The sequence below is a fragment of the Leisingera sp. G5_S3_59_S7 genome (assembly GCF_054968485.1).
The window spans coordinates 36744-48834 of sequence record NZ_JBQKUH010000017.1 but is presented as its reverse complement, the minus strand read 5'-3'; the positions used below and the strand labels follow the sequence as shown (position 1 = coordinate 48834).

The 12091-nt window shown below is 64.6% G+C and carries 8 protein-coding genes and 1 tRNA gene; 1 reads left to right on the top strand and 8 read right to left on the bottom strand.

The genetic code is table 11. The annotated features are described in order from the left end of the window. Positions 1-75: 75 nt before the first annotated feature. From ACTRWG_RS09905 to ACTRWG_RS09880, 6 genes are all read right to left on the bottom strand, one after another. Positions 76-978, bottom strand: a complete 903-nt coding sequence (locus ACTRWG_RS09905; protein WP_027236820.1) for a hypothetical protein — start codon at positions 976-978, stop codon at positions 76-78. A gap of 68 nt (positions 979-1046) precedes the next feature. Next, positions 1047-2420, bottom strand: coding sequence for a hypothetical protein (locus ACTRWG_RS09900; protein ID WP_027236819.1), 1374 nt, complete (start codon positions 2418-2420; stop codon positions 1047-1049). A 141-nt stretch (positions 2421-2561) separates the two neighbouring features. Then, a complete protein-coding gene (locus ACTRWG_RS09895; RefSeq protein WP_027236818.1) occupies positions 2562-4130 on the bottom strand; it encodes a class I SAM-dependent methyltransferase in 1569 nt (522 codons plus the stop codon). A 111-nt stretch (positions 4131-4241) separates the two neighbouring features. Next, complete coding sequence (locus ACTRWG_RS09890) at positions 4242-6518, bottom strand: glycosyltransferase family 2 protein (RefSeq protein WP_462829264.1); 2277 nt, start codon at positions 6516-6518, stop codon at positions 4242-4244. A gap of 202 nt (positions 6519-6720) precedes the next feature. Further along, a tRNA-Leu gene (locus tag ACTRWG_RS09885) sits at positions 6721-6807 on the bottom strand. A 309-nt stretch (positions 6808-7116) separates the two neighbouring features. Beyond that, a complete protein-coding gene (locus ACTRWG_RS09880; protein WP_027236816.1) occupies positions 7117-8730 on the bottom strand; it encodes a peptidoglycan-binding domain-containing protein in 1614 nt (537 codons plus the stop codon). A 129-nt stretch (positions 8731-8859) separates the two neighbouring features. On the opposite strand from ACTRWG_RS09880, the gene lipB reads away from it, so the two are divergent. Continuing rightward, positions 8860-9510 carry a lipoyl(octanoyl) transferase LipB gene (lipB, locus tag ACTRWG_RS09875; protein ID WP_027236815.1) on the top strand — a complete coding sequence of 217 codons (651 nt, stop codon included), beginning with the start codon at positions 8860-8862 and terminating at the stop codon, positions 9508-9510. On the opposite strand, the gene ACTRWG_RS09870 is transcribed toward lipB, so the two are convergent. Then, positions 9507-11192: an alpha/beta hydrolase gene (locus tag ACTRWG_RS09870; protein WP_027236814.1), complete on the bottom strand. Its 1686-nt coding sequence runs from the start codon at positions 11190-11192 to the stop codon at positions 9507-9509. The two genes, lipB and ACTRWG_RS09870, sit on opposite strands and share 4 nt — an antisense overlap. 371 nt (positions 11193-11563) lie before the next feature. Continuing rightward, positions 11564-11989, bottom strand: coding sequence for an HIT family protein (locus ACTRWG_RS09865; RefSeq protein ID WP_027236813.1), 426 nt, complete (start codon positions 11987-11989; stop codon positions 11564-11566). Positions 11990-12091: the final 102 nt, after the last annotated feature.

The window sequence follows — 12091 nt, the reverse complement described above, 5'->3', positions numbered from 1 at the left end:
CTCAAGCCGGACCGCCCGTGACGGCACCCGCGCAGGCACCCCGTTTCAATTCACCAAGCTGGGGCAGTCCGGGCCTTAGGACAGAAAGGTGACCCCGGGCATCCGGCGGATCAGCTCGGTATCGGACAGGTAGGCATCTCCCATCGCATCCACCAGCGCCTGCGACCAGCCTGGCAGGTCGATTTCCTCCTCCACCGCCTCCTCGGAATGGAAGTAGGTCAGAAACAGCTCCTGCACCCGCTCGCGCTGGTTCTCGGACAGGCCGGGCCGGCTGGCAAGATAGGCCTCCAGCCGCTCGTACCCCTGCTCCGAAATGATGCCGCGGGTGATGTCCAGCCCGCCGCTGAAGCGGAAACTGTCGCCCAGCCCGGTCACATGGCCCAGGATGCTGGGCCAGATCACCGGTGTTTCCTCATTGCACCAGACAGTTATGCGGCAGCCCGGGTTGTGCGCCTGGATGTCCGCAACAACATCGGACCAGCGCAGGTTCAGAAAATCCGCACGCCCGGCAAACTGCTTCCACGTCCTGCCGGTTTGGGACCGGAACACCGGTCCGATCAGCGTTGCCGGATCGCGCAGCCCAAGGAAAAATTCGCACGGGTTGCCGGGAAAGGCGTGCCGCAGGGCGGCGGTGTTCTTGCCTGCGTTGCGGAACAGCCGGCCGCCGCTGAGCATCCAGCCCGGCACCCCCAGAAAGCCCGAATTGGTCAGAATGAGGCGGGACACCTCCTGATCCTTGACGATGGACGCCAGAAGCGCCTCGCGCTCCTGGTTCGTCACGGGCTCTTTGTCCTGCTTTTGCACCAGGTTGGTGACGGCGGACATATAGGTGCCCGGGCGGCGTATCATGACGCCGCGATCCAGCAGCGGCTGCGCATCCTTGCGCAGCGACCAGGTCAGCTGGCCGTTGTCGGTGTTGGGGGCCCCGATGTGAAAGGCAAGGGTGATGTCCCGCATGGTGCTGTCTGTCTGGTTCATTGTCTTATCCGGCTGATGCCGGGTGTCCTTTCCGCGGCGGCGGCCCGCTGCACCGCTGCTTGTGCGGATTACAGCCGCGCCTTCAACCGGCGAAAGAACCGGTCGTCCCGCTGGCGCAGAATATAGTCGCAAACCCGCTGCGCAAGCCGGGGATGGCCGCGGTCCAGCGCCAGGTTTGCCAGCTCCCGCTGGAAGCGGGGAAAGCTGTGCCGCTTGCGCAGCAGGCGGTGGAACCGGTGCGGCGTCAGCTCGCCTGCTATGGCGCCGCGGGCAATCTCCTGCAGGATGCCCATCTGCTGCAGCGAAGAGCCCAGCCGGTGCCCCAGCAGCGGACAGCGCCACAACCTGACATTTGCCCCGGTGAACCGGGCGGCATGGGCCGCGTCCGGCGCCACATAGGGGTCGAACATGATATGCACCTCGCCTGCTGCCTGGCTGGCTTGCGCGGCGTCGCCGAAGGGGCCGGAGAAATCCCGGTCCCAGACCTTTTTGTATCGCATCTCCCAGGGCACCAGCGTCTTGTCGAGGGTGGATTGCGGGCTGATAGCAAACACCGTGGACCCTGGCGCCGCAGCAGCATAGGCCGCCGCCGCATAGCCGCCCATCGAAGCGCCGTAGAACACCACCCTGCTGAACTGCTCGAAGAAACCGCTGTCGCGCAGCGCCTCGAACTTTCGGCTGACCTCCTGGTGGCGGAACCAGGTCCAGCCGTTGGCCATCACACCCAGCATCGACCAGCCCTGCGCCTCGATGAAGCTGAAGCCCCAAGGCCGCCGGTCATCGCGTTTTGTCATCGCGATATCAAGGTTGTCGAAGGTCACCACCAGCGTCCCGCCGCGCGGCATGAACAGGAAGGAATGCTCCTCCAGCTCGTCAAAGAAACCCTCCTTTCCGGCCAGCTGGCGGGCCACCCGGGACCACTCGCGCGAGGGCGGCGGCACCTCCTGCGGTTCGGCGGAGAGCACAGCCAGGCCGTTCCTGCCCGCCTCTGGCGGCAGCAGTGTGTTGCAGCTGCCGTAAGCCTTGAGGAACGGGTAGCTGCCCGAGCCCTTGCGGATCTCGATCACCAGACGGCTGAGCGGGTGCAGCGCGCGGTCCAGCAGCGGTTTGAAATTCCGGATCTTGCGGCGGGCGCCGAAACCGTTCAGCGCCAGGATCACGTCACTCCTGCCCAGCCCGCGCTGCGTGTCCGCAACCCGGATCAAGTCCTGGTCAACCCCAGCCTGTTTGAGCCGCGCCAGCCAGTCCTGAAACACAGCCTCATCCGGCGCCTGGGGGGCACCCTTGCGGTCGAGACTGACAAAATCAATCCGGCAGCCATAACGCTGATGCAGCAGGATGCACAGTTCGGGGGCCTGGCCGTTGATGTCGGCAACGGTGTGCACATCGTCTACGTCCAGCGCCGGCAGAACGTCCTTGAAATCAAAGTCTTCACCAAACATTCGCCGCCTGCTGTCCCCTATGGGCCTGCCGTCCCCTGACCCGCCTGGCACGTGCCCGCTGCGGGGCGGCGCCAGTACCGGGACCTGTTGGTCTCTTAGTCTCCCGCCATACCCGAAAAGAGTTAAGGATCCGGTTACTGCTCACGCCTTCTGCCCGGCGCGGGTCAGGACCGTGGAGTACTTGCCGTGCTTTGCCAGCACATCGACGGCACCAAAGCTTTTCATCGCAGCGATGCCGCCGGACCCTTTGCGGATATCCAGCACAATACCGCCACCCTTGCTGATCTGATTGCGGAACAAATCCTCATAAGTGCCGACAGGATAATGAAACCCACAGGATGCCAGGCTGATGACCAGGTCAAAACTGCCCATCGTTGCAGGGTCCTGGGTCTTGGGGTTGATGGTGGTGATCTTCTCCGGCGGCACGCCGTTCATCTCAAGGAACGCGCGGGCGGTCTTCAGGCTGGTATAGCCTGCCCCCTCGCCCTGAAAGCCGAAATGGCGGCCATTGCCCTCCTCGATGTCGATCAGCACGATTTCACAGCCGTAGCGGCGATGCAGCAGAAGGCTGGCAAACGCATAGCCGCAGCCGATGTCAGCGGCCCGCGCGGGCGCGATGGCATCGGTGGCGGCAAAAAAGAAATTGCATTCCCGCTCGGCGATCCGGATCGCCTCCTGCAGGATATGGTCCCTCTGTGCCTGGGCTTCCGACAGCAAAAGCGCCTCGTCGCCTGCCAGCCAATCCCTGATGGTCTGACCGGAGCGGGCAAGTTCGGAGCGCTGCAACAGAATGTTGGCGACATCGCTGTCGCTGAACATTGAAAAGTCCAAGCTGGCGGGGTCCATCGCATCGGTCCCGGCCTCGTCCGGCTCGGGAGCGGGCTGCAGCAGGTGGCGGGTTTTCTCCGCATCAATCCGGTGCTTGGCCAGCAGTTCGTGGACATAACACCCTTCGGCCGGCACGCCACCGTATTTGGCAGCGATATTGCGGAAGCGGCGGCCCCAGAAATGGATCGACAGGGTATCGCTGCGGATATGGCCGCGCGCCTGGTTCGGGCGGTTCGGGTTCAGCACCACGCCCGCCCGCTTGAACGGCACCGGATAGATCACGTGGCCCGGGCGGGAGTGCGAGATCTCGCCGGTTTCCTGCAGGAACCAGGTCAGCGCATCCGGCCCCCAGACGCCCCACGGCAACAGCGACACGTGAACCCCCTGCCCGGCGTCCTTGAGCGCCTGCAGCTCGGCCTGTTTCTGCGGGCTGTACCAGGGCGGGATGGGATATTCGCCGCTGGTGAACTGCAGCATTGCCTTCAGCGCCCTGGAGGTCTTGGGCAGCCGCAGCACGCCATTGTTCACCATCGGCTTATTGTCGGAGATCCAGCCGTGGAAATGCTTGCCCTTGATGTCCCAGGGCTGGCAGCAATAGGCATCGGTATCGGCCCAGATGTAATCTGTCTGGCGCAGCATATGCAGCCGGAAGACGTCGGCGTGATAGGCCGGGCTGCCGGTCTTGGCGTGGCGGATGATGCGCTCAGCGGGCAGGATTTCGTTGGCGTCCGCAATCTGCACGCCATCCGGCACGCCTTTTACCTCGTCATATGTGAACAGGATGAAATCATGCCCATTGTCCAGGAAGGACTGCAGGCAGAGCTGTTCCAGCCAGCTGAGCTCAGCGCCCACCCAAAGTGACGCAATGGCCGGAAGTGCCATGATACCTGCCCCTCATCAAACCCGGCGCATTGGCATTGTAACCGCGCCTTATCGTTAACGAAAATTACCCTGCTGCCGGAAGGCCTGTCAATCTGCCGGGCTTCGGCAGGCTTAATGTGTGGTTTCTCCGCGCGCCACCGTGAACCAGAAGTCGCTGTCCGGATCCTTCTCGGCAATCCCGTCCGGGATCACGCCGGGACCGCTGAGAAACACATTGGCGCCGAAATGGGCATGCATCCGTGATAGCTTGCGCAGCTTGTCCCCTGTCAGCTGATTGAACAGCTCCAGCATGTCGCCGCGGGTCTTCAGCTCCTCGATTTTTTCGCGGTGCTTGCGGCGGGAAAACTCATGCGCCGCGGCGATGTCCGGGTCTGCCAGCAGCCGCGCCATCTCCGCCTCCAGCGCCGGGATCATCCGCTGGATCGAGCGCTCATCCTCGGCGTTGTTGTTCATCCGGAACCAGTAGGACAGACCCTGGTCGCGGTCCACATGGTTCACCCGGCCGCGGTCGCGCTTGACCAGGAAGCTTTCGGCGCTGCGAACGGCGTAATGATTCAGCTGCACCAGATCATAGCCATAGGTGCTCATCGACGACCGCCAGCCGTTGCGGAACATCTCCCGCGGCATGTCCCGGCCGGAGCCGTTGACCCAGCGGATGTCCTCCCACAACTGCGGCTTCAGCCCCTTGGGCCGGTGCACCCCCAGCTTCTTGAAAATGCCAGTGTTGCGGAACAGCGTCTTGAAGCCCCAGGCCTGATGCGGCTTGCGGGTCACCTCAAAGGCACAGCGGGTGAAATCGCGCAGGACCAGATCGCCGGTGAAGTCGCGCACGTCGTTATTGCCGAACAGCCGCCAGGTCATCGAGATCATGTTGGCATCGCCCACTGCCTCAAACAGGTCGGCCAGCCGCCCTTCCCCGCATTTGATGTTGATGAACTCATCCACATCCATGCAGACCAGCCAGTCGGCGTTTTTGATGACCGGTTCGTCTTCCGCCGCCTGCAGCGCCGCGTGCTGCGGTTTCAGACCGGACCCCCGGAACGGGTTTTCGCGGTGCTGCACCAGGCCTTTCTCCTGCAGCATCTGCAGCATGGTATCAGTGCCGTCGGTGCAGTCGTTGGTGTAGACGAGGAAATCATCCACTCCGATCACCCGGTGATAGGCCAGCCATTCCAGGATGAAGGGGCCCTCGTTCTTCATTGTGGTGACGATGGCGGTCTTGGGCTTGCCGCCGCTGCGCCGGATGGCCTGCTCCTCGGGGATGCGCACGGGTTTTGCGCCGAAATATCCAGTGGCCAGCTCCAGCAGCTCCGGCGTTTCCACCAGGCTGGTTTTCGGCACGATCTTTGAGACGGTATCGGTTGGATGGCGCAAGGCCATGCAGCGGTAGAACCGCAGATCATCCGCCGGGTCAGGCTCTGCCCCCACGACCCGGATCAGGCGCCAGATGCCGTCCGCTCCGGCATTTGCCGGGGCCAGGCACCAGCGCGGGCGCAGGCCGGTGGCGTCGAATTGGGTGCAGATGTGATCCGCAAAGGACGCCTCGCTCCCTTTGCGCACCCGCCAGGGATAGGCCTGCACCCCGCCGAGACGCAGACAGCCGGACGGGGCCTCCACCGCGCGGTCAAAGACATTTGGACCATCGCCGGGTGCCAGCAGATCGAACAAGTCGATGTTGGCCACGGCGCGCGCCCGCGCCAGAAACCGGGCGCGCAGGATTTCATAGATCAGGATTTCGCCCAGCGGCGCGTTCCAGGGATCTGCGGGCGGGATTTCCATCCGGTCCTTGCCCGGCGCGCCCGGCACGTTGAAGGGATGCGCCTCCTCCGGCAGGCTGTCCTTGCCCAAGGGCAGTTTGGAATGCACCACGACAACCCGCTCCAGCCCATTGATGCCGGCGGCCTGCTCCCGAAGGGCCTGAATGAACTGCCGGCTCTCCTGCGGCGGCGCCCGGTCAAGGATGACCGCCCCTTGCAGGCCATGCTGCGCGGTGTGAAACCGCAGCCATTCCACCGCCGTCTGGAGCGTTTCGCCATTGCGCACCGCGGCCAGCACGTTCAAGCCCGCGAACAGCTCCGTCTCATCCGGATGCAGGCTGATGTCGAACAGCGTGCCATCAACGCAGACCTCAAGCGCGCTGCGCTCCGCCTTGATCTCCGCATCCAAAACAGGCGCGCCTCCAAAGTTGTGCAGGATCGTCTTGCTGGACAGAGACGCTGTACAAAGCCCTTCCCGCGTGGTGCCGGACTTAAAGAACAGGCGGGCAAGGCGGCCATTACCGCCCGGCATTTCCACCGCATCCAGCAAAACAGCCTGCCCCAGGGACAGCGCGTAAAGCTCACGCTCAAGGATCCTGCTGTCGCGTTTCCCGTTTGCTGGACTGGGCATACTGCTGTTTCACGTTATGGCGTTCTTGGCCCCGGAAGCCGCGCCCGGGGCAAGTGACCTTATAACCGGCCATCCGGTGTGCCGGAACCGGGAAACGCTGCTGCCTGACTGCAATGCCGTCGGCAGCTGATATTCCCGCAACAGAACAGCAAGGCGCCGCGCCGCAATGCGCTGCGCATTCAGATTGAAATTTGGGAAAAGTTGGTGCGGTCGAGAAGACTCGAACTTCCACTCCGGTTAAGGAACAGCGACCTCAACGCTGCGCGTCTACCAATTCCGCCACGACCGCACTGTCTTAGGCTTGGTGTAGGGGCGTATAGACCAGCGCGGAAGCGATGTGAAGACGAAAATCGCCTTTTCGCGGCAGAATGTTCGCCGCCGCCGTGCGCCCCGCCTAAGTGCTGGAAAACAGGCATATAGTAGGGCCGCTTTTGCGCTTTAGCGAGGCCCCGCCGCTGGCCGGTTGGCCTGCGCAATTCTCTGGCGGCGCAAGCCCGCCTTCCCCGGACAGAGGCCATGTAAGGCCGGCAACTGGCTATGAATCACCAGGGGCACAGCTGCCGGCAATTTGCCTTACGCAGGCAAGGCCCTCCCATCCTCAATCAGAGGAGAAGGAAGGCAGCGCCGCGCCGCCGGAGGCCTGCACCGGCTGCACCCGGCCGCCCGCCAGCTTGACCGAGGCCGCCTTGATCAGCTCCGGGCGCCCGGGCTGGCCGGGGGCAAACACCGGCGCGGTGCCGCTTTCCAGCGAGATTACCGCCATGCTGTACCACTCCTGCGCCTTTTCGGCCGCGTTCGGCGCGCCGAAGCCCAGCGCCAGGTGATGGCCGATCAGCTCCGCATAGGGGCGCTTGCCGATGCCTGTCAGGATCAATGCCGCGCCCAGCGCCACTTCCATGTCATCGCGGCGGTAGCCGGAGAACAGGCAGATCCCGGCGGTATTGGCCAGCTGCTCCAGAGACATGCCGGACTGCAGCACGAACTTCTGCACATCGCCCATCACTTCGCCGCTGCCCGCGGTGCCAAGCTTGGCCAGGAACGGCTGCACTGCCGGGCCGAAGGCATCGCACTGGCTGTCGATCTGCGCTTGCGTCACACCCTTGACCTTGCCGGCCTGGGTCTCGCCAGCGTTAATGGCATAGGTCCGGGCCAGACAGAACTGCTCGCCCAGCGCCAGTTCCGGGTCGGTCATGTTTTCTGCCGTCATGAAGCCGCCGTTGGAACTGGTCAGCAGGCTCACCTTGCTGCAGTAGCTGGTCAGCGAAGCGCTTTCCTTGGGCTGATCGAAAAGGGTGATACCGCCCAGCGACGCGCTGGGCTGTGCGGCAGCGGCGGTTACTGTGCTGCGGGTCTCCTGCGCGGCCTGCACCGGGGCTTCGCCGGCGGCATCCAGCATGCGGCAGGTGCCCTGGTGGCAGGCAAAACTGGCCGGCGTCACGCCGCGCGCCAGGAAGTCGTTGCGCTGGTACCCCTGCGGAGTAGAGGCAAACACCATAACCGAACAGTTGGAGGCACCGCACCAGAACGAGCTGCCGGAGACCGAGGTGTCCAGCACATAATCGTTGCGGCCGTCGCCGTTCAGGTCTGCCAGCTGCATGAAGCCGGTGCGCTGCAACAGCTGCTCGCCCGAAGGTTCGGAGCTGGCGGCGACCTCGTCCACCGCATGGCTGACTTCCGGCGGCAGCCCGCCATAGGTATTGCCGCCGTAGCTGCTGCCGGCGGTGCGCAGGCCTGCCGCCTCATCGCGCCAGCTGTGCAGCAGGCCGCGCACGCCCTGCGGGCCCTGCATCGCCTTGATCACCTGCGGGCCGCCGATCTGCGCGCGGTTGTAGGAACTGACAAGAAAGTTGCGCTCATACGGGGCCAGATGGCCGGTCGCCGGATAACCCATGTGGATCTGATACTGAGTGATGGCCGCACGCGACCGGCGGCCCAGAACCCCGTCAGCGGAACCGGCATTGAAGCCGAAATAGTTGAGCGCCGTCTGGGTCTCGCGGTTTTCAGTCCGCGCGGCGGAATAGGCCGGCGCCCGGCGGTAGGTCCGGGTGGTGCTGCGCTGGCGCTGCTTGTTCTTGTGAATTTCATTGACGATAACGCCGCCAATGACGCCCCCGACAATTGCGGCGCCCAATTCGTCCGCGATGGCCGGGCCTGTGGCCGAGGTTGCCAGAAATGCGGCCGCCAAGGCCGGCTTGAGCGGCTTGGTAAACATGATACTCGCCCCCTATGGATACTCGTTACGGAATCAGGATACTCCACAGGCAGCGCCTGTACCTAGGGGTTTTCCGGCCGAATTGCCGGCCTGCTCCCTGCGCACGGATGGAAAAGGACAGTTTCGGCCATGGTTGAGTGGATCACAGCAGACGGTCTTGTCGAATATGATCAAGCGGTTGCGTTCATGGAAGAGCGCGCCGCGGCGATTGCTGCGGGATCAGCGGAAGAGTGCATCTGGCTGGTTGAACACCCGCCGCTTTACACTGCCGGCACCTCGGCCAGGCGCGAGGACCTGACTGATCCGGACCGGTTCCCGGTCTATGACAGCAAGCGCGGCGGACAGTACACCTATCACGGGCCGGGGCAGCGGGTGGTCTATGTGATGCTGAACGTCGGCCAGCGCGGCCACGACGTGCGCCGGTTCGTGGAGCAGCTGGAAAGCTGGGTGATTGCCGCGCTTGATGAGTTCAATATCAAAGGCCATATCCGCGACGGCCGGGTCGGCGTCTGGGTCGAGCGCCCGGACAAGCCGCGCACTATCTCGGGCGGCATGGCAGAGGACAAGATCGCGGCCATCGGCATCCGTCTGCGCAAATGGGTAAGCTTTCACGGCATCTCAATCAACGTGGAGCCGGAACTGGAGCATTTCTCCGGCATCGTGCCCTGCGGCATCACCGAATACGGAGTCACCAGCCTGGTCGACCTGGGGCTGCCGGTCACCCTGGCGGATGTGGATGTCGCCCTCAAACGCAGCTTTGCGCAGGTGTTCGGAGGCTAGGCGGCGTCCGGTGCAGCTGCGGCGCAGTCCTGCAGAGCGGTTAGAACCAGTTCCGGAAAGGTGTAGAACACCAGCGCGCCCGCCTCTTGGCTGACGCACAGCTGCGCGCCGCCAAGCCCGTTCAGCGCATCCCGCACATCACGCAGCGGCGCCACGTGATCCTCGCCGCCGTGCAGGAAAACCGCCCGCGTTTCGCGCGGCAGCGGCAGCTTCTGAACGCCGCGCCGCATCATCTGCACATCCGTCAGAAACCCGGCCCCGCCCTGCTGCAGGAACAGCGCCTGGCTCTGCTGCAGCAGCTGCAGCAGCTCCATTTTATGCAGCAAGGCCCGTTCGCGGCTGCCGCGGGCGGTCTGAAACCGCAGCAGGGCCTTGGGACCGTACCAGCGCAACGCCGCGGACCAGCCCTTCATCAGCACCGGCAGCAGCCAGCCGGCCCGCGCGGCGCAGGCGGCGACAAGCCAGGCATACCCCCGCAGCCCGGAAAACTGCCGCGTCGAGGTGATGGAGCAATTCGGCGCCACCGCCACCAGCCCGGCGATCCGCCGGTGCAGGCGGTTGGCGGCGCGGCAGCCGTACAGCGCGCCACCGCGATGGCTCAGCAGTACTGGACGCTGCAGGTTTTCGCGGCGCATCAGCGCCTCCAGCTGCCGCACAAAGGCATCCGCCGGATCCTGCCCGCGCGGCAGCGGCGCCGAGCCACCGTAGCCGGCCCGCATCGGCGCATAGACCCGGAACCCAAGCATCCGCAGCTGCGGCTGCAGCCGCTGCAGCGGGGCAATACCGTCCAGCAGCCCGTGCACGAAGATCACCGGCTGGCCGGTTTCCGCCCCCAGCCGGAAATACTGGCAGCGCTGCCCGCTGCTGTCCTGGACGTCCTCCGCGGGCGGCAGCAGCTCTCCGCGCGCAATTTTCAGATCCCGGACGTGCTCGGTCATCAGAAAGGCGGCCAGCCGGATCAGCTCTGCCGTGCCCGGCGCTCCGGCCCGGGCGGCAGCCTGCTGCAGCCCGTCCGAAACCTTGCCGCCGGGACCGCTCAGCACTGCTTTGAAACGCTTGAGGTCAGCTTTCCGCAGGCCAAAGGCTGTAGCAACCTGGCCCGCGGCCTCGCCGTGCCATTCCCAATCCAGACGCTCCGCCATCACCGCCACGGCCGCGCCGCCAGCAGTGTCCAGCCGGACCGGGCGGCACAGGAACCGCTCTCCGGGGCGGCGGGTGCCCAGCACCAGAACGTCCTGCCACGAAAACGCACCCTGGCGCACCTGCTCCAGGAAGGTGTGCCACCGGTCTGCAGCCGCCGGCGTCAGCCCCATGGCCGAAGCAAGATCACTGCAGCCTATCAATTGCCGCGCCGCCCGCTGCGAGGCATTGAGCAGCCTGCTGCCGGACCCGGTCCCGGCCAGCATCCAGAACCGGTTGCAGGCCTCTGAATACCCGCCAGGATGCGGCCGCCCGGCCTGCTCCCATTGCTGTTCCTGGATTTGCGCCGCGCGGGCAAAATGCGCCCGCAGCACCGGCGCCCCCCGCGGACGCTGCGGCGCCCCGGCGCCCGCGGCAGCCTCGCCTGCTGCCGGCAGCCCGGAGAAAAACCGGTCGAACTGCTCCGGCCGGATCATGGTCTCGTAAATTGCGGCGGCGACCTGCTCCTGGGACATGGCCTGCGCGCGGTACAAGAGCGTCACTGCGCCCCTCCAATACTGCTTTTTCCGGGCCAAAGAGACCGCGCGCGCCGCAAGCATAGGCCTGCGTGCAGGCGCAGCGGCCCGCACGTTTCAGGCAGTCAGCCTGTCAATAATGAAAACCCGGCATTTGCCCCTCTGACACAGCAGGCAACCGGTGCCGGACCACCCCAATTCTTGGGACCCCATACGCTTGGGCGCGTGCGCCCTCTCTGACTTACAACCAATTTGAGAAACAGCTATGATCAAATTCAACTGAAATTCAACATTTAATTCAAATGCCCGAAGCCGCGGAGGGTTTCACGCACTAATTCACAGTGAAAAACGCCGCCTGAACCGGCGGCGTCCCAAAGGCGCTGGATAGGCGGCAGCCTTCAGTCCTGCCCAAGGGCCGCGCGAATTTTTTCCGCCTGGGCCTGAATCTGATCCATATCGCCCATCTGCCCCGGCGGCCGCAGCCGGTCGCCCTCCTTGCGCGGCAGCACATGCATGTGCAGGTGAAACACTTCCTGCCCGCCGGCCGCCTCGTTGAACTGCTGAACGGTCACGCCATCGGCACCAAAGGCCTTGATCACCGCATGGGACAGCTTCTGCACTGTCCGCATCACAGCCGCCATCTGCTCCGGGCTGGCATCCAGCAGGTTGCGGCAGGCCGTTTTCGGAATCACCAGGAGATGCCCGTCCGCGCGCGGCATGATATCCATGAAGGCCAGCGTGTCGTCGTCCTCATAGACACGGGTCGAGGGGATCTCGCCGCGCAGGAGCTTGGCAAAAATGTTGTCGGGATCATAATCGGGCATGCGCCTGGCCTCCTTCTATGTCTTTCCCCGGTTGTGCGCGCGCCCGAACGCCAGGTCAAGCGCCGCCGGTCCGAAACACAGCCTGCGGTTTCAAGGCCCTGC